Source organism: Neorhizobium sp. PAMB6716, assembly GCF_058242805.1.
This window is the reverse complement of the sequence record NZ_JBZAYW010000002.1, coordinates 394,887-419,546: the sequence shown is the minus strand read 5'-3', so window position 1 is coordinate 419,546 and position 24,660 is coordinate 394,887. Positions and strand designations below refer to the sequence as shown.

General features: G+C 58.3%; 21 protein-coding genes and 4 pseudogenes. 15 read left to right on the top strand and 10 right to left on the bottom strand.

What is annotated here, in order from left to right:
- Positions 1 to 84 precede the first annotated feature (84 nt).
- From AC4CWH_RS20535 to AC4CWH_RS20515, 5 genes are all read left to right on the top strand, one after another.
- Positions 85 to 315, top strand: a complete 231-nt coding sequence (locus AC4CWH_RS20535; protein WP_491322303.1) for a ribbon-helix-helix domain-containing protein — start codon at positions 85 to 87, stop codon at positions 313 to 315.
- Positions 269 to 526, top strand: a complete 258-nt coding sequence (locus AC4CWH_RS20530) for a type II toxin-antitoxin system RelE/ParE family toxin (protein WP_491322123.1) — start codon at positions 269 to 271, stop codon at positions 524 to 526. Before AC4CWH_RS20535 ends, AC4CWH_RS20530 begins: the two co-directional genes overlap by 47 nt.
- A gap of 284 nt (positions 527 to 810) precedes the next feature.
- Positions 811 to 1,077, top strand: a complete 267-nt coding sequence (locus AC4CWH_RS20525; RefSeq protein WP_491286960.1) for a type II toxin-antitoxin system Phd/YefM family antitoxin — start codon at positions 811 to 813, stop codon at positions 1,075 to 1,077.
- Positions 1,074 to 1,496 carry a type II toxin-antitoxin system VapC family toxin gene (locus tag AC4CWH_RS20520; RefSeq protein WP_491322122.1) on the top strand — a complete coding sequence of 141 codons (423 nt, stop codon included), beginning with the start codon at positions 1,074 to 1,076 and terminating at the stop codon, positions 1,494 to 1,496. The genes AC4CWH_RS20525 and AC4CWH_RS20520 overlap by 4 nt, the downstream gene beginning before the upstream one ends.
- 36 nt (positions 1,497 to 1,532) lie before the next feature.
- Positions 1,533 to 2,177, top strand: a complete 645-nt coding sequence (locus AC4CWH_RS20515) for a DUF6904 family protein (protein WP_491322121.1) — start codon at positions 1,533 to 1,535, stop codon at positions 2,175 to 2,177.
- 115 nt (positions 2,178 to 2,292) lie between these two features.
- Here the strand turns inward: AC4CWH_RS20515 and AC4CWH_RS20510 are convergent.
- Positions 2,293 to 2,604 (bottom strand): annotated as a pseudogene (locus tag AC4CWH_RS20510) (transposase family protein); the annotation flags it as partial.
- On the opposite strand from AC4CWH_RS20510, the pseudogene AC4CWH_RS20505 reads away from it, so the two are divergent.
- Both AC4CWH_RS20505 and AC4CWH_RS20500 read left to right on the top strand, forming a co-directional pair.
- Positions 2,580 to 3,863 (top strand): annotated as a pseudogene (locus tag AC4CWH_RS20505) (type IV secretory system conjugative DNA transfer family protein). The pseudogenes AC4CWH_RS20510 and AC4CWH_RS20505 sit on opposite strands and share 25 nt — an antisense overlap.
- Positions 3,864 to 4,064: 201 nt before the next feature.
- A complete protein-coding gene (locus AC4CWH_RS20500) occupies positions 4,065 to 5,285 on the top strand; it encodes an ATP-binding protein (protein WP_491322120.1) in 1,221 nt (406 codons plus the stop codon).
- Between the two features lie 245 nt (positions 5,286 to 5,530).
- On the opposite strand, the pseudogene AC4CWH_RS20495 reads toward AC4CWH_RS20500, so the two are convergent.
- The 8 genes and pseudogenes from AC4CWH_RS20495 to AC4CWH_RS20460 all read right to left on the bottom strand — a co-directional run bounded on the left by AC4CWH_RS20495 (position 5,531) and on the right by AC4CWH_RS20460 (position 14,114).
- A pseudogene (locus AC4CWH_RS20495) lies at positions 5,531 to 7,084 on the bottom strand (ISL3 family transposase).
- Between the two features lie 473 nt (positions 7,085 to 7,557).
- Positions 7,558 to 8,258, bottom strand: a pseudogene (locus AC4CWH_RS20490) (IS3 family transposase); the annotation flags it as partial.
- Between the two features lie 12 nt (positions 8,259 to 8,270).
- Positions 8,271 to 9,203 (bottom strand): tyrosine-type recombinase/integrase, encoded by a 933-nt coding sequence (locus AC4CWH_RS20485; protein WP_491322119.1) that lies wholly within the window; start codon positions 9,201 to 9,203, stop codon positions 8,271 to 8,273.
- 400 nt (positions 9,204 to 9,603) lie between these two features.
- Entirely contained in the window at positions 9,604 to 10,599 is a 996-nt protein-coding gene (iolG, locus tag AC4CWH_RS20480) for an inositol 2-dehydrogenase (protein WP_491322118.1), read from the bottom strand.
- A gap of 23 nt (positions 10,600 to 10,622) precedes the next feature.
- Positions 10,623 to 11,417, bottom strand: coding sequence for a 3-methyl-2-oxobutanoate hydroxymethyltransferase (locus tag AC4CWH_RS20475; protein ID WP_491322117.1), 795 nt, complete (start codon positions 11,415 to 11,417; stop codon positions 10,623 to 10,625).
- Positions 11,418 to 11,442: 25 nt separating this feature from the next.
- On the bottom strand, positions 11,443 to 12,657 hold the full coding sequence (locus AC4CWH_RS20470) for an NAD(P)/FAD-dependent oxidoreductase (protein WP_491322302.1): 1,215 nt from the start codon (positions 12,655 to 12,657) through the stop codon (positions 11,443 to 11,445).
- A gap of 7 nt (positions 12,658 to 12,664) precedes the next feature.
- Positions 12,665 to 12,979, bottom strand: coding sequence for a MocE family 2Fe-2S type ferredoxin (locus AC4CWH_RS20465; protein WP_491322116.1), 315 nt, complete (start codon positions 12,977 to 12,979; stop codon positions 12,665 to 12,667).
- A gap of 43 nt (positions 12,980 to 13,022) precedes the next feature.
- Entirely contained in the window at positions 13,023 to 14,114 is a 1,092-nt protein-coding gene (locus tag AC4CWH_RS20460; protein ID WP_491322115.1) for a fatty acid desaturase family protein, read from the bottom strand.
- Positions 14,115 to 14,276: 162 nt separating this feature from the next.
- Between AC4CWH_RS20460 and AC4CWH_RS20455 the strand changes: the two genes are divergently transcribed.
- The 8 genes from AC4CWH_RS20455 (at position 14,277) to AC4CWH_RS20420 (ending at position 23,080) form a co-directional block, all read left to right on the top strand.
- The gene (locus AC4CWH_RS20455) at positions 14,277 to 15,308 is read left to right on the top strand and encodes a LacI family DNA-binding transcriptional regulator (protein ID WP_491322114.1); all 1,032 of its coding nucleotides are present in this window, start codon (positions 14,277 to 14,279) and stop codon (positions 15,306 to 15,308) included.
- A gap of 158 nt (positions 15,309 to 15,466) precedes the next feature.
- On the top strand, positions 15,467 to 16,279 hold the full coding sequence (locus AC4CWH_RS20450; RefSeq protein WP_491322113.1) for a TIM barrel protein: 813 nt from the start codon (positions 15,467 to 15,469) through the stop codon (positions 16,277 to 16,279).
- A 112-nt stretch (positions 16,280 to 16,391) separates the two neighbouring features.
- Positions 16,392 to 17,315, top strand: a complete 924-nt coding sequence (locus AC4CWH_RS20445) for a substrate-binding domain-containing protein (RefSeq protein ID WP_491322112.1) — start codon at positions 16,392 to 16,394, stop codon at positions 17,313 to 17,315.
- A gap of 66 nt (positions 17,316 to 17,381) precedes the next feature.
- A complete protein-coding gene (locus tag AC4CWH_RS20440; protein ID WP_491322111.1) occupies positions 17,382 to 18,935 on the top strand; it encodes a sugar ABC transporter ATP-binding protein in 1,554 nt (517 codons plus the stop codon).
- A gap of 20 nt (positions 18,936 to 18,955) precedes the next feature.
- Positions 18,956 to 20,038 (top strand): ABC transporter permease, encoded by a 1,083-nt coding sequence (locus AC4CWH_RS20435; protein WP_491322110.1) that lies wholly within the window; start codon positions 18,956 to 18,958, stop codon positions 20,036 to 20,038.
- 103 nt (positions 20,039 to 20,141) lie between these two features.
- Positions 20,142 to 21,026, top strand: a complete 885-nt coding sequence (purU, locus tag AC4CWH_RS20430; protein ID WP_491322109.1) for a formyltetrahydrofolate deformylase — start codon at positions 20,142 to 20,144, stop codon at positions 21,024 to 21,026.
- Positions 21,027 to 21,029: 3 nt separating this feature from the next.
- Positions 21,030 to 21,929 carry a bifunctional methylenetetrahydrofolate dehydrogenase/methenyltetrahydrofolate cyclohydrolase FolD gene (gene folD, locus AC4CWH_RS20425; RefSeq protein ID WP_491322108.1) on the top strand — a complete coding sequence of 300 codons (900 nt, stop codon included), beginning with the start codon at positions 21,030 to 21,032 and terminating at the stop codon, positions 21,927 to 21,929.
- A gap of 38 nt (positions 21,930 to 21,967) precedes the next feature.
- Positions 21,968 to 23,080, top strand: coding sequence for a Gfo/Idh/MocA family protein (locus AC4CWH_RS20420; RefSeq protein ID WP_491322107.1), 1,113 nt, complete (start codon positions 21,968 to 21,970; stop codon positions 23,078 to 23,080).
- A gap of 386 nt (positions 23,081 to 23,466) precedes the next feature.
- On the opposite strand, the gene AC4CWH_RS20415 is transcribed toward AC4CWH_RS20420, so the two are convergent.
- Positions 23,467 to 24,660: an IS91 family transposase gene (locus AC4CWH_RS20415; RefSeq protein WP_491322106.1), complete on the bottom strand. Its 1,194-nt coding sequence runs from the start codon at positions 24,658 to 24,660 to the stop codon at positions 23,467 to 23,469.

Here is a 24,660-nt window from a genome sequence, read left to right as displayed (position 1 = left end):
TAATAATTGCTACCACCACATACGGAGGTCACCATGCCCAATGTTGAGAAAGTAAGCGTCTCGATGACGCCACAACATGCATAGCTGTTGCGCGATGCTGTAAGCAGCGGCGCCTATGCCAGCGGAAGCGAAGTTGTCCGCGAAGCAATGCGTGATTGGTCGGCCAAGTGGATCCAGAAGCGCGACGATATCGCAAAGTTGCGCGCGATGTGGGAAGAAGGCAAGGCCAGTGGCCCCGCGGTCGAGGTCGATTTTGACGCGGTGTTGGATGAAGCGCGTCAGGAAATGGCGGCCGCCAACCATCATGCCCGTTAAGCTTCTCTGGACACCAAAGGCTCGAGCCGACGTTAAGAAGATCTACACCGACATCGCTAAAGAGCAACCTCGGAGCGCGGAACGTTACTTTTCCAAATTCCGAAAAAAAGGCGGAAATGCTGATCGAGCATCCTCGTCTGGGAGAGCGTCACCCGGAAGTGTTCCGCACTGCCCGGATGTTATTGGAGGCGCCCTACGTTATTCTTTATGAAATAAAGCCTGACACTCAGGACGGACCTGTTCATACAGTTGAGATCATCCAAGTTGTGGATTGACGGCGGGATCTTTCTGCCTTGTTCTGAAAAAAATAATTGAGTCCTGAACAAGTCCCAAATGCTCTTGAACAGAACCGAACCGCCGACCTGCCATTACTTCAAATGCGAACTGGCAGATAAACGCGCCAGATTGCTATCCCCTCCCCTACCGTTCAAGCGCTTGCAGAAAAACTGCTGACGCATTATAGTCACTATAGTCATTTTGGTTATAGGTGAAGCGATGAAAACATCAACGCACGACGATAGGAGCTGGACGGTTGCCGGCGCGAAGGCAAAGCTCTCGGAAGTCATGGAGCGCGCGCAATTGGCCCCTCAGACGATTACACGCAACGGAAAGCCGAGCGTGGTCGTCGTTTCTGCAGATGAGTGGCAGAAGAAAACTGGGCGCCGGGGATCGCTTGCGGAATTTCTGTTGGCATCGCCTCTGCGCGGTGCGGATCTGGATCTTCAACGTCAACATGACGAGCCGCGTGACTTGTCGTTATGAGACTGCTGCTCGATACGAGTGTGCTGTCGGAAGTTACAAAACCTAGCCCAGACGAAGGTGTTCTGCGATGGCTTCACGGGTTGGACGAAGACCGCACGTTCATCAGCATCGTATCGATTGCTGAAATTCGTCGCGGCATTGCGTTGATGGATACCGGGCGAAAACGCGATGCCCTGGACGAATGGCTCTCGCATGATCTGTCTCAACGCTTCGAAAGCAGGATTTTGCCGGTGGAAGGGCCTGTCGCCCTGGCCTGGGGCGATCTCATGGCACTTGCCAAGCGAAGTGGTCGGGGACTCGCATCAATGGACGGTCTGATTGCCGCCACTGCCGTCGCTCATCAGCTAACGCTTGCGACGCGCAACACCAAGGATTTCGAAGGCTTCGGAATAGATATTTTTGACCCGTGGGCGGGCTGATAAGGCCCTTGGATGTGATGGAAAGGATTTCCCTGGATGCTCTCCTACAGCTTGCTCAGAAACCACGCCGGCATCCTGCTCATCGGAGACCACACGTCCCTGACTTGGCTGCATGAGGTCGTCCATGACGTGAATGACCGCTCGCCGCTTGTCATCGACAAGGAAGGCTCGTTTCTTGGCTTGGCCTACGATGTGCGCAAGGCGTTTGAAAGGCAGCGCGAGGTTATTCAGCCGCCAAAACATATTGAAGAAATCGGCGTCCGATATGGTGTCCAGATCGTCTGGCCCGTCCTTCTTCTTCAGCAGAGGCTACTGAGGCAATCCCTCGCCTTCCTCAGCCATACGGCCAAAACGCAATCCATCACCTACGCATTGGAGGCCGTCATCGAAGATGCGTTGCGCGAGGATTTTGGTGTGCAGGCGGGGCATATTATCGATCTCTGGCAGCGCCTTGATCCGGCACAACCTGAAGTGTTCGACATGATCGACAGTCGAGGGGCAATCTTTTGCTCATGGACGAAAGCGCAAAGGAAGGCCAGCTTTGCACAGCTCCTTTCGAGTTTCGATCCGATGTATGAACGCTTCTACCCTATGCGTTTGAAGAACGGCGAAAAGAACCTGATCTCTCCAACAGAGTTCGCGGCATGGGAAAATGCCGAGTGGCCGGATCCGCGTTGGTAAATTGCATTCGTGCCGACAGCAATCTCAACCGGACTGGTTTCCCTCCCTGCTTGAGGTTGAAACCGTAAACTCAAAATCAAAAGCAGAATTCTCCGCTTAGAGTCTGTCCGAGAATTCATTTTGATCGTGCGATCCGCCTGATGAGGGTCATGATGGATGCGACATATAGAAAGGCCTCAGCGGACTTTATGGTCGCCTCCGGGTCTTTCCACAGCCGCCGATTTCGACTGATCCAGGCGAAGAAACGCTCGACGACCCAGCGCTTTGGATGAACGGCAAAGTCGACCTGGTCCTTTGGCTTGCGGACGATCTCGACATCGACAAGCGTCGCATTCTGCGGCCGGTCGCCTGAATATCCCATGTCGGCGAACGCCTTCTCCACGAAGGGGAAGGATTTGCGGGATGCCTGCAGAACAGGGGTACCGCCCCAATCCGAAAACCGGATGGCGCGCCGGCCACCATGTCGCCATCGCCGGCACACGCGCCGGGAAAGGCGTGTCCGTCGTCATTCCCGCCATCATCGACCATGACGGGCCGGTCGCCGTCCTCGACATCAAGGGTGAAAACTTCGCCGTAACGCGCCGCTATCGCCGATCGCTCGGGCGTCAGGTCGTGGTTCTCAATCCTTTCGGCGTCATTGAGCCATCGAAGGATAGTTTCAACCCACTCAACTACATCCGGCAAGCGCACCTGGTCCGCGACATCGAGGTCATAGCCGAAGGGCTTGTGCGACCGTAAGGCGGAAACGGCGCACACTTCGCCGAAATGGCAAAATCCATGATTGCCGCCGTGATCGAGGTCGTCATGGTCAGGCGCGCGGAAGCCGATCGCAACCTGATCACCGTCATGGACCTGCTGTTTTCCGCCGGCCTTGAAAAGACGCTGACGGAATGGGCCGGAGCGCCGGAGACCTTCGGTACCCGCCCAGCCGCCGCCGCAGCCACCTTCCTAGCAGCCGGCGAGAATGAGCGCGGCGCAATCAAGACGACCATCAAGAAGGCCTTCGATTGGGCGCGTTCCGACGAACTCCGCAGTTTCCTCAGCGCCTCCACATGCTCGCTCGAAAACCTTTTCGAGGGCCGCGCTGACCTCTTCATGGTCGTGCCGCTCGATCAGGTGGACGCCCAGGCCGTATTTCTCCGGCTGCTGACGAACATCATTCTCGGCATGGCCGTTCGTCTTGAAGGAACCAGGAAGCCGAAAGGGAATGTGCTGCTGGTCTTGGACGAGTTTGTTCGTCTCGGCCGCATGGAAAAGCTGATCAACATCGCCAACGTCGCCGCCGGCTGCGGCATTGAGGCGCTGTTCATCACCCAGGACAAGGGCCAGATCGAAAGCGTCTATGGCAAGGGCGACACCGCCAGCATTCTCGGCTCCTGCGTCACAACCCGCATTTTCGGTCTGGGCCGCGCCGAGTTCGAAACCGCAAATTGGGCCGCGAACGCGCTCGGCGATCAGACGGTGTTGACCCGTACCAAACAATCAGCCGCGAAGTTTGGCGAGAGCCGTAAGACGTCCACGGCCGAGCAACGACAAAAACTCATGACCGTTGATCAGATTTTGGAGATGAAGACGGGCAAAATGCTGCTGCTCGCAGGATCGAAACCGCCATCGCTCATCGACGCGATCGTGTCGCACCTGCATCCGGCATATCAGGGCAAGCTGGACCGGAATCCGATGGTTTAGCCGCGCGATCCCGACCAAGATTTAGACTTTAAGAATTGCACAGCCACACTCTCCTATCGAAAAGACTAATACTGATTGAGATGAGGCATCATAGACCGCTCCCCGGCTCGTGACTCAAACCAACCACTCCCAATTAGCGGATAGTTGACTTCCAATTAGCCGAAGCCAATAGTACCAATCAGCGAAGATTCGAGGAATGGCATGTTTGGACGATTTGTTGAACGCCGGGCAGAGGAGGCTCTCTCCGACACGCCCGTTGTTTTAATTATTGGACCCCGCCGGGCAGGCAAAACAACCCTCGTCAGAAAGATGAGAAATCCCGAGCGCATATATGTAACGCTGGATGATCAAACGGTTCTGGAGGCCGCTAGAACGGACCCGATCGGCTTTATTAGAGGCCTTGATCAAGCGATTATCGATGAGGTGCAACGCGCACCGGACCTACTGCTCGCGATCAAGAAGTCCATTGATGAAGATTATAGGCCGGGCCGCTTCCTGCTCACCGGATCGGCGAATGTACTAACCCTTCCAAAACTTGCTGACAGCTTGGCAGGCCGAATGGAAACCATTCAAATGCTTCCTTTGGCAAGAGCGGAGATTGTTGGGCAGCATCCCAGCTTCCTTGAACGATTGTTTGATGGCAAATTGAAAAGCCAGCAAAACGCGATTCTTGGAGATGATCTGATTAGGACCGTCTTGCTTGGCGGTTTTCCGGAAGCCCTTAGCCGAGAGAGTGAGCGCCGCCGTCAGGATTGGGCTCGATCTTATCTCACGTCCATCCTCACCAGGGATTTGCGGGATATTGCAGACGTAGAAAAACTGACTGAACTGCCGAAATTCGTTCGGTTACTGGCCGAGCATTCCGGCCAGTTGGTCAATTATTCCCAGTTTGGCGCTGGCATCAATGTCAGTCATAAAACAGGTCAACGCTACGTGGGGTTGCTCGAACAGGTTTTCTTGATAACAACCGTACAACCTTGGTTTACCAACGCGCTGAAGCGAATGGTAAAGACACCAAAGCTGCATTTTGTCGACTCAGGCTTGCTAGCAACCGTACGCGGGCTCACATTTGACCGGGTGAAGGCCGACCGCGGGATCTTCGGCGCGCTCTTAGAAAGTTTCGTATTTTCCGAAGTCCAGAAGCTCATGACAGCATCTGACATTAGGGCAACGGCGCATCACTTCCGGGATAGAGATGGCCACGAGGTGGATATTGTTGTGGAACGCGACGACGGAATGCTTGTCGGTATAGAAGTCAAAGCAAGCGCCACGGTCAAGGCAGGAGATTTTTCCGGCCTAAAGGCCTTGGCTGAGGCGGCCGGCAAACGTTTCGCCTTTGGCGTGGTGCTTTATGACAATACTGATACAGTCCCCTTTGGTGATAGGCTAGCAGCAGCGCCTTTATCGTGCCTGTGGGATTGAAATCACCAGAACCATATAGGCGCCGCCTAAGATTTGACCCTGCATATGTGGAAAACGCTCAACGCGCACGCATTGCGTGAACAGGTCACCCGGTTTATCCCCGCGCATGCGGGGACACCTCTCCACGTCCTCGCCTCTTATTCGCAAAAGCGGTTCATCCTCGCGCATGCGGGGAACACGCAGACCGGTTTGCGTGTGATTAGGCATGGAATAAGGGCTCTGACGCAGTTTTGGTGGTCAGATGCCTATCCGGCGCCAATGACGCGGGCCTGAAGGAGGTCGATTTTCCCTCGGCCGTACATCTGGCGTTTTACAAACTTGAGCTGGGTAATCTGCCCCTCTGTCTGTCCATTTGACCAAGGCGAACTGATCGCGGCACTCACGGCTGCCCAGTCTTTGGCGACACCCTTGGCGAAGGCCGCGACCAAGCTTGATCGGGCGCGTTCCAGCCATGGTTCGAGATCGGCGAGAGATTTCTTGCGGATCATGGCTTGGAAAGCGGCGACGACTTCCCGCGCTTCCACGAGTTGCGGCACGCCGCCTTCAATCGCGGCAACCGTAACGGTCTGAGACTTGGAGAGATCGTCGCGACCGATGGTCATGAGGCGTGCGACAGCCCGTGCCGACGGTGTACGGCTCAACGCCTCGCAATCCATCTTTTCTGCCTTTCGTCGACGCGTCGCCCATTCGGTTACGACGCGAAGGCAGCCATGGCCCCTGGCGCGTCAGCTCTCGCCACAACTGTGTGCCATTGCGGTGACCGGCGCTCCATTGAGCATCGAGCCATGGGAGATAAACTTCAAGCGAGTTCTCCCGCACGCGGAACACGTCGGATCGCTGACCGCGTAGCACTCGCCTGACGAGGCCACGACTGTGACCGGTGCGACGAACGATTTCTTTGATTGAAACACCGGACTTGGCCAAGTCCAGAATGACGGCGTTCGTATCTTCTCGATGAAGATATCCCTGATATTGGATCCGCTCAGCGGCCGTCAGCAGATCCGGATTGATCGTTGCGGACCCGATCGCTGTTCTGACCTGGCGCATGGATTTGCGGACGGCGTCGAGGAATGCCCGACTGGCGTTCTCCATCAAATGCCATCGATCGGCCACTTGGGTTGCCTCAGGCAGTGCCTTTGCTGCAGCAAGGGCGTAGGCGCCACCGCGGTCGCGGGCGACAATACTGATCTGTTGCTGATCCGAAAGCAAGGCCTGAGCGGTTGCCGGCTCTCGGTCCGGCAGAAGTGCAATGGTTTTATGCCGTTCGAGATCGCAGATGATCGTCCCGTAACGCTGGTTGCGCCGCCACGCCCAATCGTCGATGCCGATCACCGTCGGCGGGACGAAACGCGGCGTGCCGCGCCGTCGGACGACGCGCAACAAGGTGTCGTTGCTGACCGGCACCATTAGTCTGCGGGCGAAAGCCGCCGCCGGTCGCCCACCCAAAGCAAGCCCGAGATGATGGACGATATGATCAAGCCGCGCCGTACGCCGCGCCCACGGCGCCAGGACATCTGTCTCGAAGCGCTCGGTAAAAATCCTTCGGCCGCAAAGCACCGCGTCGCAGTAGAACCGGCGCGCGGCAATAACCAATCGCACAGACTTCCCGCGATGGGCAGATCCGTCAGGCGTCGATGATAACGACTGTGTATCCGCTCCGATCTTGTTCCGCAGCCTGGACAACCGCTGGATATATCTGTCGAACGGACAGTGAGTATGATCGCGTCGCCAGCAGAAGCTGTCTCATCGATGACAAAGCCTCGGGGCACGAGTGCGGAGGGGCGAAGCGAATGAACCATGGCGCTGATTCCTTTTGCAAAACCAACGCCAGCCGACGCACAGAATTCATCAAAAGTGAGTCAGAGCCAATTTTGGGAGCCGATAAGGGGTCCCGTTACGACGCCGATTGACACCCCATACGGGCGACCTACATATACGACCGTATTCGGATGCCGCCGACTTACGTGTCCGGCAGCTTCATCAGCATTCCGCCTGTTAAGCCGTGTAGGCGGAGGCGACATTTCAGCCCTCAGATGGGGGTTAACCGGTTCGTGTTCCTCAACCTTCCAATACTTCAGCCTCGGGAACCATCTTGGCGTAACGGCTTCGCCTCAATCCCCTTTACCTGCGGGCTCCGTCACCCTACCAGTTGACAGCAGGTCACCGCCGCGTGGGCTCATGCCCCCTCGCAGCAGGGGGCAGGCAAGTCTTCAAATCCTCCTTTCTCTTTGCATTCCAGTCATATGCCTCCCCGATTGGGGCGAGGCGCACCGTAGGAAATATCAACACCCCATTTCTGATTGGGGCCGATTGCGGCGAAGTCCTGATCGATGATGTTGGGTGCAATCGGGAAAGCATGCTGGCTGTCGGTCGTGCGCTTGAACCGACGCTTCTGCCGGGCATGCAGGCCATTGTCTCGCATCAGCCGTGCTGTGCGCCTCCGACCAATGGCAAAGCCACTGTCCTGCAATTCCCGCGTCATGCGTGGGCTGCCATAGGTCTCGTGAGACAGCGCATAGGCCGAGCGCAGATGCGCGAGCATCACCATGTCCTCGCGCTGCCGACGACTTGCTGGCCGGTCTTTCCAAGCGAAATAGTCACTCTGGCTGACGCCCAAAACTTTGCAGAGGCGGTGTGCGGGGAATTCATCTTTCGCCTCGTCGATGAAACGGAACTTCATCGACTTCCCTCCTTGGCGAAAAAAGTCGCGGCACGCTTCAGTATCTCACGTTCCTGCCGAAGGATTTCGTTCTCCCTGCGCAACCGTTTCAACTCGGCCGCCATGTCCTCGGTGGCAGCGGATACCGCCGGCGCATCCATCGCCCGATCACGGCTACGGCCAATCCAGCGCACCAGCGTCGATAGGCCGACGCCCAGGTCCTGTGCGATCTCACGCTGAGTCCGCCCGCTCGTCTGCGCCAGCCGCACCGCTTCGGTCTCAAATTCCTTCGTAAAATTCTTCTGCTTCGGCATTCCGGTTTCCTTTCAACTCAAGAAAACCTCTCCACTTTTCCGAGGCAAGTCCATTTTGCCTTCCATCAGCGCCATCAACCGATCAAGAGGTCCGGCGGCCGCATGAATGGTTCGGGTGGAGACCTTCGCATAGAGAGCCGTCGTCTCCAGCTTGCTATGACCGAGCAGAACCTGGATGACACGGATATCGGTGCCATCCTCCAGAAGATGGGTGGCAAAGCTGTGCCTCAAGGTATGCGGGCTGACGCGCTTGTGGATGCCGGCAACATCGGCAGCTTCCTGAACCGCGCGATGAAGTTGCCGCGACGAGATCGGATCGGTGCGGCTACGCCCCGGAAACAGCCAGCCGTGAGGCAGCATCACACCGCGCCGCTTTCCTTCACGCCACCAAAGCCGCAGCAGTTCGAGGAGCTGCGGAGACAGCATGGCATTGCGATCCTTGCGTCCCTTGCCTTGTTCAACCCGGATCAGCATGCGTTTGGAGTCGATGTCATCGACCTTGAGATGGGCGACCTCGGAGACGCGCAAGCCCGCACCATAGGCCACACCGAGGGCGGCCTTGTATTTGATGCCAGGTGCCGCCTCCAGTAAGCGGGCAGCTTCCTCAATACTGAGCACGTCCGGTAGCTTGCGCGGATTGCGCGTTATCACCAGCGCCCGGGCCAGATCCCGCCGCTTCAGCGTCACCGTGAACAGAAAGCGTAGCGCCGAAACCGTGCTGTTGATCGTCGCAGGACCTACGCCGTTCTCATGCTGATGCAACTGGAAACGTCGTATGTCCTCGACCGTCGCGGTGTCCGGGGCGCGCCCAAGAAACGTAGCGAAGCGCCGAACGTGACGGATGTAGTCCTGCCGAGTGTGGGATCCCAACCCTCGCATCAGCATGTCTTCCTGCATGCGCTGGCGGAGCGGTGTGGTCGGGGCATCGTGTTGAAAGCTGGCCATTGAACGTTCCTCTCGTTAAAGGGAACGTCATGGTCAGGCAACACCAACAGCCTGCCTAGAACCTCAGATAATCATGCGAAACTCGCCGCGCACGCCCTCCCGCGTAGCGGGTTCGTGCATGACGGCGCAAAGCGGTCATTGCGTGCGGGCCGCGAGTGGCTCATCGCGTTGCCAGCATCGTGCTCTTGAGAGGGTTCGAACCGCCGACCCGTCACCACGTCGGATGCATGCTGGCAGATAAACGAGGCAGATCAAGCATCTGGTGTAGTTGGAATGTTCGGAAGGGGACCGAAGCTAACAGTCCGCATTTAGTGCAGGGTGAAAGCGAGCGGACATCCCGAATTTGAATGTGCGGCCCCGCAGAAGCAGGGCCACGATCGAGCGCGCGCCACGGAAGATGCTAAGCTAGGATGACCCGTCGACCTGTGCGGACACTCTCAAGCGCTGCATCTGCCAATTCCAGAGCAAGCAGGCCATCTTCGCCACTGGGCGAGATAGGAACACCGCTTTCAATCGCTGCAATGAAACTAGCGATTTCGTTGGCATAGGCTTCGGTATATCTGGTCATAAAGAAGTCATGTAGCGGCGGGCGAGTGTAGCCCTCGGCCGTAGCGACCTCGATTGAAACGGGCCGTTGGTTTTCGGCAGAGGCCGAGCCTTTCGAGCCATGGACTTCGATGCGCTGGTCATAGCCGTAAGTGGCGCGACGGGAATTGGAGATCACCGCCTGGCGACCCGTTGCCGTTTCTAGGATGACGGTCACGCTGTCAAAGTCGCCGGCGGTCCCTATCTCTGGATCGACGAGGACCGCGGCGTGGGCGGAAACGGACGAGATCGCTTCGCCGTCCAACAGGAACCGCGCCATGTCGAAATCGTGGATCGTCATGTCGCGGAAGATCCCGCCGGAGCGGGAGATGTAATCGAGCGGCGGCGGACCGGGATCGCGCGAGGTGATCGTGATCATCTCCACCTTGCCGATGCGGCCATCGTCGATCGCCTGCTTGACCGCCATGAAATGCGGGTCGAAGCGTCGGTTGAAGCCGACCATCAGCTTGTCTTTCGTCTGCTTTACCACGTCGATGCAGGCCTTGACCCTGACAACGTCGAGATCGACGGGCTTCTCACAGAAGATCGCTTTGCCCGCCCGAGCAAAGCGCTCGATCAGGTCGGCATGGGTATCTGTCGGTGTGCAGATGATGACAGCATGAATGTCGAGGGCTGCTTCAATGTCATCGATTGTACGAACCTCAGCACCGTATTGAGCGGCAATCGATTGGGCGGCCGCCGGAAATGCATCGGCGACTGCGACCAGCTTCGCATCGGGATTGCTACTCACCGCCTTGGCGTGGACGCGGCCGATCCGGCCCGCGCCGAGTAGGGCGAAATTCACTGTCATCTTCTTGCCTCCTATCGACTCAATCAGCCGTTGATCATGGTTGTGAAGCGGGCAAGCTCGTCCGCTGGCACACCGACATTGTGTCGATCCGCCGGATATGCGCCGCTTTCGACTTCCTGGCGGAATTCCCGGAAGGCGGCGATCCGCTCTTGCTGGAGGCGGTCATACTCGGCAGCGAAGTTGCGGTAGGTCTTGGCGTGGCGGGGAACGTGGCCACGGGTCTGACCGAGCACGTCGTCAGCAAAGAGGTACTGCGCGTCACAGCCGGCGCCCGCGCCCATCGAGATCATGAAGAGTGAGGTCTTCGCGCTGATGAGTGCGGCGACCTCAGCGGGGACAACTTCGATCTCTGCGGCGAAAGCACCAGCTTCTTCCAGTGCTTGCACCGCCATCCAGATGGACAGTGCGCTGTCGGCCGTCTTGCCGACGGCCCTGAAGCCGCCGGTCCATGTGGCCTTGGAAGGGATGAGACCGACATGGCTGCAGACCGGAATCCCTTCGTCGCGCAGCCTGCGAATGATGCCGAGACTGGCCGCGCAATAAACGGCATCGCCACCTGCCCGTATCGCCTGGAAGGCGGCCCGGAGATACTCTTCCGCGGTGACGAAGTCACCATATTCCAGGCCGGGGACGGCAAAGACTGTGGGCGCCGCTTCGCGGAAGGCGGGGCCGAGCAAGGCCGGGGGGACGGAGACCATTTCAATGCCGGCCATCTCGGCGGCTTCTGCCTCCTCAAGCGTGGCGACACGCAGCATGCTCAGTTGTCGCTTGCCCTTGAGCGCCAGAATGTCGGCGACGGTGGGACGATTGGATTTCATCGGATCTTCCTCTGGCGCCTTGCGCCTACAAAAGAGATTTCAGTTTGACGGAGGGGTCAGCAAGCGCTGCAGGATCCGGATGCGCCCGCCGTGCAATCAGCATTTCCGCAAGGCGAATGTCGCGTGCGACCGCGCCGCCGGGGCCAAGCCCGCTCGCGGCCAGGAGGCGTCCGTCGGGATCAAGATGGAAGAGGATATCGGCCTCGCTGGATATCGGGCGTGAGACGATAGAGGTCGCGCCATCCGACAGTCCGGCCACCTGCAGCGTCTGGTCGTATTGATCGGACCAGAACCAGGGAACCGCATCGAAGGCTTGTGCCTTGCCCAGCATGTTGGCGGCCGCGACATTGCCCTGTTCCTGGGCGTTGCGCCAGGATTCGAGCCGCACCCGCCGCCCTCCATAGACTGCAACCGGATAGGAACAGCAGTCGCCAGCGGCGAAAATGTCAGGATCGCTTGTCTGAAGATAGCCATCGAGAGCAATCCCGTTTTCGAGCGCCAGACCCGCCTCTGCCGCAAGCGCGGTGTTGGGTTCAGCGCCGATGCCCACAACCAGAGCATCCGCGTCGATCCGGCGACCATCGGCGAGCGCGATACTGACCGACGTGTCCCTCTCGGCAATTACCTCGATCCCCACGCCGCAGATGATGCTGACCCCTTCGCGCTGATGTCGCGCCTGAAGCGTGAGCGCCAACTGCTCCGGAACCCCGCGCATCAAGACCCGCGGCTGCACCTCGATCAGTGTGACGGCAGCCCCGAGCTTGCGCCCCATGGCCGCGAGCTCCAGGCCGATGAAGCCGCCGCCGAGAATGGCAAGGTGCTGGCCTTCTCGCATGACCTGGCGGATCGCTGCGGCCTGCTCAACGGTTCTGAGCAAGTGGACGCGTTCACCGTATTGAAGGCCGGGAACCTGACGAGGCGATGCACCTGTTGCCAGCAGCAGCCGTTCATAAGAAAGCGGATCTTCGCCATCCACCACAATCATGTGACCGACAGTGTCGATGGATTGGACACGCCGGCCTCGAAGATGGGTTACGCCAGCCTCGGCGAAGCGAGCTTCGGCGGCAATCACCCGGACAGTCTCGGCCTCAGCACCTGCCTTGGATAGAGGCGGCCGTTCATATGGCAGATGAGGCTCGTCACCGATGAGGGTGACGGTGCCTGTATAGCCCTGCTCTCGCAATGCGAAGGATGCGCGCACTCCCGCCTCGCCAGCACCGACGATGACCATGCCAGAGATGCTCATCTCAGCCGACCTGGATGAAAACGCGGCCGCCTTCGACCTTAACCGGATAGGTCTTCAGGTTGATGCAAACAGGAGCACCCTTGGCCTCGCCCGTTTTGTAGTTGAAGCGGCCGTTGTGCTTTGGACATTCGATAATGTCGTCCATGACAAGACCGTCTGCCAGATGCACGTTCTCATGGGTGCAGTGGCCAGCAGTCGCGTAGTAGCTATTCTCCGGGCTCCGATAGATAGCGAAGCTCTTGCCGTCATGATCGAAGCGGATAACATCCTCTTCGTCGATCTCGTCCTTTTCGCAGACGTCGATCCAGGTGCTCATCGGGTTCTCCTCCCCAAATTCATTGTTGTCTCGGCAACCGGCGTTACTCCGCCGCCGGTGCCATTGCTTCGCTATGGAAGTCTTCGCGGTAGGGCTTTGCCGTCGCAGGCAGTTCGCGCTTGAGAAAGTAGTCCTCATTGCGGAGCTGGCGCAGAAAGGCTGGGATCATCTCGCGATAGCCGTGAAGGATCGACGGATTGGGCTCCGGCAGATCGTCCTTGATCATGGCGTGCAGTTTCGGAAGCGCATGATAGGGCACCATCGGGAACATGTGGTGCTCGACGTGATAGTTCATGTTCCAGTAGATGAACCGGCTGATCGGGTTCATGTAAACGGTGCGGCTGTTGAGGCGGTGATCGATGACGTTGTCCGCCAGACCACCATGCTGCAGCAGGCCGGTCATCACATGGTGCCAGGCGCCGTAAAGACGAGGCAGGCCGACCAGCATCAGCGGCAGGATTGAACCGAGGTAAAACGCAAGCAAGACCGTCGCGACATAGATCGCAAGCCATACCCGCGCCGCGAAGATTGCCTTGGGCTGCTCCGTCTCGGGAACAAAAGTCTTCTCCTCGGCGCTGATGACGCCAAAGGCATTGCGCACCATGTCGACCAGCGCATGCCATGCATCAAGCAGGCCAAAGAAGTTCAGAACGAGACGCAGCAGATCCGGCGGACGCATCACGGCAATTTCCGGATCGCGGCCGACAATGACCGTATCGGTGTGGTGGCGGGTGTGGCTCCAGCGCCAGGTGACGGGATTGCGCATGATCATGAAGCAGGCGATCTGATAGACCACCGTGTTCATCCACATGGTCTTGAACGCCGTGCCGTGACTGCATTCATGCCAGCGGCTGTCAGAGGCTGAACCGTAAAGCACGCCATAGGCGAGAAAAAACGGGATCGCCCACAGACTGCCCCAGAAGTAGGCGCCAAAGCCCGCAAACACGATCATCGACCCCAGCCAAATGATCGTATCGCGAATGGCCGGACCATCCTCCCGCTTCATCAGTTCCTTCATCTGCTTGCGCGGAACATCGGAGTGATACCACTTCGCCGCCGACAGGCCGTTGGCGACGGCCGCCTGGGCATCCCGTCCCAATAGACTGTAATCTCTCTTGCTCGCTACCCGCGCCACGATACCCTCCTGCCTGTCCGGGTCAGGCCGGACCAATCCTCTTGATGGATACAAGAAGGAATATCGTGGATTTCAATCTGCTCAATAGGGCCTTGATATATTCTATCATTTCACATCATATTTAACTTCATTGGTGATTGAATACTCTCAACAGGAGAAGCCATGGCCGCGCGTCCCACAATTACCGACCTCGCCAAGGCAGCCAATGTCAGCGTGGCAACTGTCGACCGCGTCCTGAATGGACGGCACAAAGTGCGGGAAGATACGGCAAGGCGCGTCTATGATGCAGCAAACGAAATTGGCTACCACGCTGTAGGGCTTCTCAGGCAGCGTGTTTTCGAGGGGCTGCCGCAATACAGACTGGGCTTTGTTCTGCAGAAACCGGACCATCATTTTTATCAGGCATTCGCGCGGGAAATTGAAACTGCGGTCCAGAACCATCCCGGCATTCGCGGCAATGCACAGATCGACTTCTGTACTACGCAGACACCGTCGGCTCTTTCCGACAAGTTGCGCGAGATCGGCGGACGGAATCAGGCTGTTGCCATGACAGCACCAGACTATCCCGCTTTGTCCGTCGTTGCGGAAGAGTTGAAGGCCAAGGGAGTGCCGGTCTTCTCAATGCTGTCGGATTTTGCGCCTGGCATACGGGAAGGTTATGTGGGCCTCAATAACCGCAAGGCCGGTCGTACAGCGGCCTGGATGATCGCGAAAACCGCGAAGAAGCCGGGAAAGGTCGCGGTTTTTGTAGGAAGTCACCGCTTTCATGGACATGAATTGCGAGAAATTGGCTTTCGCTCATATTTCCGAGAGCATGCTCCCGATTTCGAAGTTCTGGACACGCTCGTCAACCTTGAGACGGTGGAACTCACTCACGAGGCAACGGTTGATCTGCTGCTGCGGCACCCGGACCTGATTGGATTTTATGTGGCAGGCGGTGGCATGGAAGGTGCAATTTCCGCAATCCGGGAGGAAAAGTTCGGCGGCAAGCATATCGTAGTCGTTAACGAACTGACGCCGATTTCGCGAACGGCTCTTGCAGATGAGATCGTCACGCTGGCCATTGCAACGCCCCTTGCAAATCTGTGCCGGGAACTGGTCCGGTTGATGGTGGAAGCGGTTGATAGCGGTCCGGCAACAGCACCAGGTCAGACATTTCTTCCGTTGGAGATGCATGTGCCGGAAAACATCTGAAGAAAAGATATGATTACATCATTTGAATGTATAAATTCTATCACAAATGAAAGATAAGTGGCGCAATTCTGCTTTGACGAACGTCCTGAAACCTGATGATTTCGATTTAGCAAGCCGGGGAGGAACTGTCGGCTCGCCAGAGGTTTCGGGAGATTTTCATGACTGCGCCTACTTTCGCGCTCAACCACATGGTTGCGCCACAGATGCCGCTTGGCGCTTTTTTCAAGCTGGGCAAGATGCTCGGCATTCAGCAATTCGAGATCCGCAACGATCTGTCCGGAAACGCCATCCTTGACGGTACGAAGCCTGAGGCAGTGCGCGAACTGGCCGCCGTCGAGGGCGTGGAGATCATTTCGATCAATGCGCTTCAGCGCTTCAATGAATGGACACCGGCGCGTGAAGACGAAGCGCGCAATCTGGCGGAATACGCTGCCGCCTGCGGTGCAAAGGCCCTTGTGCTGGTGCCCGTCAATGACGGTTCCGGCAAGCTGGAAGGTGAACGTCAGGGCAATCTTCGTCTGGCGCTCGAGGGGCTGCAGCCGATCCTCGAAAAGGCCGGGATTATTGGCCTAGTCGAACCGCTGGGTTTCCAGATCTGTTCGTTGCGCTCCAAGAAGGAAGCGATCGAAGCAATCCAGGCCATCAATGGGGAAGAGCGCTTCAAGCTGGTCCATGACACCTTCCACCATGTGCTGGCCGGTGAATCTGATCTCTTTGCTACAATGACAGGTCTCGTCCATATCTCTGGCGTCGATGATGCCCAGGTCAGTGTTGATGACATGCGCGACCCGCACCGGGTGATGGTGACACAGCACGACCGTCTGGACAATGCGGGGCAGATCAAGGCTCTCCTCGCTGCCGGCTACACAGGGCCGTTCTCATTCGAGCCGTTCGCGGCCTCCGTCCATAGTTCGAGCGATCCGCAAACACTGATCCGGGCCAGCATGGATGTAGTGCTCGCCGGAATCTGATGCCTCGGATGGGCCAGCATAATGCCGGGCTCAGCTAATAAGATTGCCTTCTGGGAGGAGGCGACCGGCCAATTCAGGGTGTTCGCCGGGCACCCTTTTAGAGGAGGAAGAGATGAAGAAAATTTTGGCGGGCGCAATGCTCGGTCTTTTGATGGCTTCAAGCGCCTATGCGGGCAACATCGGTGTTTCCATGGCGAACTCCGACACCTTCCTAACCGTGCTGCGCAAGGGCATTGAAAAATCTGCTGGCGATGCGAAGCAGCCGGTTCAGATCGAGATTGCCGACGACGATGTCCAGAAACAGCTTTCGCAGATCCAGAACTTCATCGCCTCCAAGGTCGATGCGATCATCGTCAATGCAGTCGATACAACGGCGACGGCACCAATGACCAAGCTTGCCAATGATGCAGGCATCCCGATTGTCTACGTGAACCGCATGCCGGCAGATGTCGAAAAGCTCGGCCCGAAAGGCGCGTTCGTCGCATCCGACGAGGTTCAGTCCGGCACCTTGCAGACGAAAGAAGTGTGTCGCATTCTCGGCGGCAAGGGCGATGTTCTTGTCATGGTCGGCGACCTGGCAAACCAGGCCGCTATCCAGCGCACCAAGGACATTCACGATGTGATCGCCACGCCAGACTGTAAAGGCATTAAGATCCTTGACGAGCAGACTGCCGCCTGGGATCCGGTCAAAGCGCAGGACCTGATGACGAACTGGATTGCTGCCGGTCACAAGCCAGCAGCGGTTATCGCCAACAATGACAACATGGCGATCGGCGCCATCAATGCGATGAAGTCAGCAGGTTGGGACATGAAGGATGTGGTCGTGGCCGGCATCGACGCCACGCAGGAAGCGCTTGCCTACATGAAGGCAGGCGATCTGGATGTGACGGTCTTTCAGGATGCCTTTGGTCAAGGCTCCGGGGCGGTGGCCGCAGCCGTTAAGCTTGCCAAGGGCGATAAGGTCGATGCCAAGGTGTGGATCCCGTTCCAGCTTGTGACGCCAGCAAACATCGACAAGTTCACAACCAAGAACTGACAAAAGACAGGCCGGTCCGCTGCTCCTAAGGCTGAGCGGCGGACCACTCTGGGGAGGAGGAGTACCATGTCGGCTGAACGCGTTATCAGTCCACAGACGATGGAGGCCGTGCGCAGGAGCGGCGCTGTGCCGGGCAGCGAATACCTTCTTGAAGTCGAAGATGTTCGCAAGGAATTTCCGGGCGTAGTTGCGCTCGACAACGTCCAACTGAAGCTGAAGCGCGGAACCGTACACGCCCTGATGGGAGAGAACGGTGCCGGCAAATCGACGCTGATGAAGATCCTTGCTGGCATTTATACGCCCGACAGCGGCTCCTTCAAATTGCGCGGAGTAGATATCCGTCTCAATAATCCGCTCGATGCGCTGCAAAACGGAATTGCGATGATCCATCAGGAACTGAACCTGATGGCACCGATGACAGTGTCGGAAAACATCTGGATCGGACGCGAACCTCTTGGACGTCTCAGGCTGGTCAACCATGCTGAAATGAATCGACGCACAGAAGCGCTGTTCAAGCGCCTTGGCATCGACATCGACCCGGAGATCACGGTCGGCAAGCTTAGCGTTGCCAATCGCCAGATGGTCGAAATCGCCAAGGCTGTCTCTTTCAATTCCGACGTCCTGATCATGGACGAACCCACCTCCGCCCTTGCGGAAACGGAGGTCAACCACCTCTTCCGGATCATTCGATCGCTGCGCGAGGACGGAAAGGGTATCATCTACATCACGCACAAGATGAACGAACTCTTCGAGATCGCCGACGAGTTCTCCGTTTTTCGTGACGGCAAATACATTGCGACCTGCAATTCCGCTGACGTGACGCGCGACGACATCATCCGGATGATGGTGGGGCGCGAAATCAACCAGATGTTCCCGAAGGAGCCCGCCCAGATCGGGGATGTTGTCTTGTCGGCGAAAGGCCTGACGCTAAACGGCGTCTTCCGTGACGTGTCTTTTGACCTCCGCGCGGGCGAAATTCTTGGCTTTGCGGGACTTGTGGGTTCGGGCCGCTCGAATGTAGCGGAAACCGTCTTTGGCGTCACGCCCGCCGATGCGGGGACAATCGAGCTGTTCGGGAAGCGAGTAGACGTCTCGTCGCCATCCATCGCGATGGCTCATGGCATGGCTTTCCTGACGGAAGACCGCAAGGAAACCGGCTGCTTCCTGTTGCTCGACATCCAGGAAAACAGCCAGATGGCCGTCCTTCAGCAGCGCTACGTCAATCTCGGTTTCGTCCAGCAGGAGAAGCTCAACAAAGCGGCGGCCGAGATGGCCAACAGGCTGCGAGTGCGCACGCCGGATATGAACGAGCCGATCATCAATCTCTCCGGCGGCAACCAGCAGAAGGTTTTAATCTGTCGGTGGCTGATGACCAATCCAAAGATCCTGATCCTGGATGAACCGACCCGCGGCATCGATGTAGGTGCCAAGGCGGAAATACATCGCCTGATCTCACAGCTCGCAGGCCAGGGTGTGGCGATCATCATGATCTCATCGGAAATGCCCGAAGTGCTTGGGATGAGCGACCGCATCGTCGTGCTGCATGAGGGCCGGGTCACGGGGATTTTAGACCGGGCGGAAGCCGACCAAGTGAAAATAATGGAGCTGGCGTCGCGTTAACGACCAGCGGGGAGGAAATCATGCCAGATGCCACCAACGAACTCGGCGAGACGTCCAAGACGGGCCTCAAGAAGGTCCGACGGCTGCCACCTGAAGTCTCAATCCTGGCCGTCCTGATCGGGATCGCTCTCGTTTTTGAAATCATCGGCTGGTATGTTGTCGGCGAGAGCTTCCTCGGCAACAAGCAGCGTCTGTCGATTATCGTGCTGCAGGTCGCCGTCACCGGCATTATCGCGGTCGGGGTCACCCAGGTGATCATCACGGGCGGCATTGATCTGTCGTCGGGTTCAATGGTCGGCTTCATCGCCATGGTCGTAGCCAGTTTCGCCCAAACGTCGATGAACGCGCGAGCCGTGTTTCTGCAACCCGAATACGCCGCCTTTGGCATGGACTGGTTTATCGATTCCAGCCCGTTATGGCCGCTTCTGGCCGGCATCCTGCTCGGCGCGTTGCTCGGCTACATCAACGGCCTCATCATTGCAAAAACTGGCATTCCGCCCTTCATCGCCACGCTCGGCATGATGGTGACTGCACGCGGCCTCGCCAAATGGTACACTGAGGGGCAGCCTGTCGCTCTGCTCAACAAGAACTTTACCTGGCTGGGACAGAGCTTCGATCTCTGGGGCTTTCCGGTTCCGCGCACAGTGATCGTCTTCTTCATCGTAGCCACGATCTGTCATATCGCGCTCTGCTACACCCGCTACGGCAAGTTCACTTATGCCATTGGCGCCAACCCGCAGGCGGCCCGTGTCTCCGGCATCGACATCGGCAAGCATCTCATCAAGGTCTATGCTGTTGCGGGTATGCTGTCGGGTCTTGCCGGGGTGATGCTGGCAGCGCGAGCACAGTCCGGTCAGCCAAACATGGGCATTTCGTTCGAGCTCGACGCGATCGCCGCAGCCGTCATCGGCGGCACCTCGCTGACAGGCGGCATTGGGCGCATCACGGGAACTGTCATTGGCACCATCATCCTGGGCGTCGTCACGTCCGGGTTCACCTTCCTCAAGGTCGGCGCTTACTATCAGGAGATCGTCAAGGGTGCGATCATCGTCGCGGCCGTCGTCATCGACGTACACCGCCAGAAGAAGAAATCCCGCGCCTGAGCCTCCCGGGCGACCTGAGGCGATGCGGGCATGAAAAGATCCGCATCGCCTCTCTTTTCAACGTGACCTACTTCCAGACCGACATTCGGAGAATTCGCCTCCCATGAAGACCTATGTGCTCACCGTATCCTGCCCATCGACCCGCGGCATCGTGGCCGCGATTTCCGGCTACCTCGCCGAGCAGGGCTGCAACATCGTCGATAGTTCCCAGTTCGACGACCTCCACACCGGCCAGTTCTTCATGCGCGTCTCTTTCATCTCGGAGGACGGCGCCAATGAAGCCAAGCTCGAAAAGGGCTTTCTGCCCGTGGCCGAGCAGTTTGGCATGAGCTGGAACCTGCATGACGCCGCCAAGCGCATGAAGGTGCTGCTGATGGTCTCGCGCTTCGGTCACTGCCTGAACGACCTTCTCTATCGCTGGAAAATCGGCGCGCTTCCGATCGAGATCGTCGGCGTGGTCTCCAACCACTTCGACTACCAGAAGGTCGTCGTGAACCACGACATCCCCTTCCACCATATTCCGGTGACCAAAGCCAACAAGCTTGAGGCTGAGGCCCGCATCATGGACCTCGTCGAGCAGACCGGAACGGAACTGATTGTCCTTGCCCGCTACATGCAGATCCTGTCCGACCAGATGTGCCAGAAAATGTCCGGCAAGATCATCAACATCCACCACTCCTTCCTGCCGTCCTTCAAGGGTGCCAACCCCTACAAGCAGGCCTTCGAGCGCGGCGTGAAGCTGATCGGGGCAACCGCGCATTACGTTACGGTCGATCTCGACGAAGGTCCGATCATCGAGCAAGACGTCGCCCGCATCACCCATGCGCAATCGGCCGACGATTATGTCTCGATCGGCCGTGACGTTGAAAGCCAGGTGCTGGCACGCGCCATCCACGCCCATATCCACCACCGCACCTTCATCAACGGCAATCGTACGGTCGTCTTCCCGGCAAGCCCAGGCTCATACGCCTCCGAGCGCATGGGGTGACTCATGACTGTTATCATCGACGGAAAGGCCGCCGCCGCTTCGGTGATTGAAGCGGTAACGTCGTGGGCAACGAAGCTGGAAGCCTCCGGCCATCGCAAACCAGGTCTCGCGGTCGTCATTGTCGGCGAGGATCCGGCAAGCCATGCCTATGTCGGCGCGAAGAGCCGCATGGCCAAGCAGTGCGGCTTCAACTCCATCCAGCACACTCTGTCTGGAGACACCGCTCAAGGCGATCTGATGGCGCTGGTCGCGTCCCTCAATGCCGATCCTGATATCGACGGCATCCTCGTGCAATTGCCGCTCCCCAAGCATCTCGACAGCGAGCCTGTCATCCAGTCGATCCTGCCAGAGAAGGATGTCGATGGATTGCATATCGTCAATGCCGGCAAGCTGGCAACGGGCGACCCGAAGACCGGCCTTCTCTCCTGTACGCCGGCAGGCGCGATGATCCTCGTGCGCCAGATCCACGGCAAAGACCTCTCTGGCCTCAACGCCCTCGTCATCGGCCGTTCCAACCTGTTCGGCAAGCCGATGGCGCAGCTCCTGCTCAATGCCGATGCGACGGTCACGATCGGCCATTCGCGTAGCTGCGATCTGCCGGAACTCGCCCGTCAGGCGGATATCCTAGTTGCCGCCGTCGGGCGTGCCGAAATGGTCAAGGCCGACTGGCTGAAGCCAGGTGCCACCGTCATTGATGTCGGCATCAACCGCGTTGCCGCGCCTGAAAAGGGCGAGGGCAAATTCAAGCTTGTAGGCGACGTCGCCTTTTCCGAATGTCAGCGGGTCGCCAAGGCGATCTCACCGGTTCCGGGCGGCGTCGGTCCCATGACGATTGCCATGCTGATGGCCAACACAGTGATTGCTGCTCATCGCAGGGCCGGTCTCGTAGCGCCGAGCTTCTGATAGCGTAAAACTGAAACCTTAGCCTCAAGGAGGGCGCGATGGGACTGGGTGTGGGGCTGATCGGTTCTGGCTATATGGGCAAGTGCCATGCCCTGGCCTGGACCTCCGTGGCAACGGTTTTTCCGGATGTGGAGAGACCACGGCTTGTCGCGCTCGCCGATGCGATGCCGGAGCTCGCGCAACAGCAGGCGCTGGCCTTCGGTTTCGGCAGAGGCACGGGAGACTGGCGCGATCTCGTGGCCGATCCAACGATCGATGTGATCTCGATCGCAGCCCCCAACCAGCTCCACGCGGAAATGGCTGTAGCGGCTCTGGAATCTGGCAAGCATGTCTGGTGCGAAAAGCCGATGGCCACGTCCCTGGAGGATGCCACGCGCATGCGGGATGCTGCGAGACGCTCGGGTCGAACGGCAATCTTGGGATACAACTACATCCAGAATCCCATGATCCGGCTCGCCCGCACACTGATTACCGAAGGCAGAATTGGGATCGTCAACCATATCCGGCTGGAGATGGACGAGGACTTCATGGCGGACCCCTCCAAGTCTTTCTACTGGAAGAGCGAGAAGAGATCGGGATACGGCGCACTCGATGACTTCGCGGTTCACCCGCTCTCGCTGCTGGCCGTTCTCCACGGGTGCATAACCGCGGTGATCGCCGATATGGCCAAACCCTACCCGGAAAGACCAACGACAGATGGAGGATTCCGGCTCGTCGAGAACGACGATATCGCCCAGGCGCTCTTTCGGACGGAGACTGGCGCATCCGGTGTGCTGATGGTCAATCGTGCCGCTTGGGGCAGAAAGGGTCGGATCGCGCTGCAGGTCTTTGGTTCGAACGGATCAGTTCTTTTCGACCAGGAACGAATGAACGAGTTGCAGATCTATTCGACGGACGATGCGGCGGGTCTTCAGGGTTATCGCACGCTTCTAGCGGCACCGACCCACCCGCCCTATCGTCAGTTCATTCCTGCACCGGGTCACGGCTTGGGGTTCAACGATTTAAAGGTGATCGAATGTCATGAGCTCCTGCAGGCGATCTCCGGCAAGCGCGACGCTCATGTGATTGACTTTGAACGGGGCCTGGACATCGAACGTGTGGTGCACGCGATGGCGCAGTCGGCTGAAGGCGGCGTGTGGGTCAAGATGTAGTCCGTTGGCTTGCAATGATGCCGGAGACGCTCATTTCTAAATGGCCGCTTTTGGCGCAGAGGCTGCGGGTCCCAACGTCTGAACGGGTGAAGGGTTTCGGGTGCCGTCAGGCGTACGAAAGCCTCTCATGCAGGAACCCGCGGTCGGCATTCTCTGCGCTATGGGGTTTTGTGGATTGTCGCTTCCAGCGGGCGGCCAATCGCAGCGGCAGTTGCCAGTACCGGCGCTTCGAGGGCGAGGATTGCATGTATAGTTCTCCGGATTTTCGGAGTGAATGAGCGCATGTTTGCCGTGCTGAATGCCCTCGCCATAGGGGCTGGCACAGCCCTACCCGTTGGCCAGCTCTGCGGTGAGTAGACCATATGAATGGATCCGGCCATGCCGGGTCATGACGCACTCTCCCGGTTCGTTGCTGGCTCGTCTGGTGGTCCACGTGGTTGCCGCCAGCGCTTGAGCACTTCGATGACGACCATCCGTCCACCGCAGCATTGGCATGGCGGCCGGATGTCGGTCGGTTCGTCGTTCGCCTCATCAGGGGGCGGCGGGGCAGCATTGAGGAGCTCGCGGGCACGAGCGATGCTGGTCTTTCGAGAACTGCCGGCGAGCAGACCGTAATGCCGGATGCGGTGGAAGCCGCGCGGCAAGACATGGAGCAGGAAACGGCGGATGAACTCGTCGACCGCGAGCGTCATAACCTGCTGCCGATCGCAGCCGTCACGGCGGTAATTCTTGTAGCGGAAGGTGACGTCCGTTTTATCGAACGCGATCAGGCGACTGTTCGAGATGGCGACCCGGTGCGTGTAGCGCGACAGATAGGCAAGCACTGCTTCCGGCCCCGCAAAGGGCGGCTTGGCATAGACGATCCAGCGCTTCCTGCGGACTGGCGACAGGTATCTTACAAATGCCCGGCGATCAGCCAGAGGCGTAGCCGAACCGAAGAAGGCGAGCCGCCCGGCATCGTGGAATTGGAGCAGCCGTGTCAGGAACAAGCGCCGGAATAGCTTGCCGAGCACACGAACCGGCAGGAGGAATGCCGGACGTGACGATATCCAGCGTGATCCATCGAGCGCGATGCCACCACCTGGCACGATCATGTGAACATGGGGATGATGGGTCATGGCCGATCCCCATGTGTGCAGGACGGCAGTGATGCCGATGCGCGCGCCGATATGCTTCGGATCGGCAGCGATTGTCAGCATCGTCTCGGATGCGGCCTTAAAGAGCAGATCGTAAACCAGCGCCTTGTTGTGGAAGGCAATGGCGGCGACCTCGGCTGGCAATGTGAAGACGACGTGGAAGTATCCGACAGGCAGGAGATCGGCCTCCCGTTCGGCAAGCCATGTGCGTGCAGCGGCGCCCTGGCACTTCGGGCAGTGCCGGTTGCGGCAGGAATTGTAGGCGATGCGCCACTCTCCACAATCCTCGCAGGCCTCGACATGTCCGCCCAGTGCCGCTGTGCGGCAGTGCTCGACCGCCGACATAACCTTGAGCTGGCTCAAGCTGAGATGTCCCGTATGGACTTTGCGATAGTTCGGCCCTGCAGCACGGAAGATATCGGCGACCTCGATCGAGGTACGCAT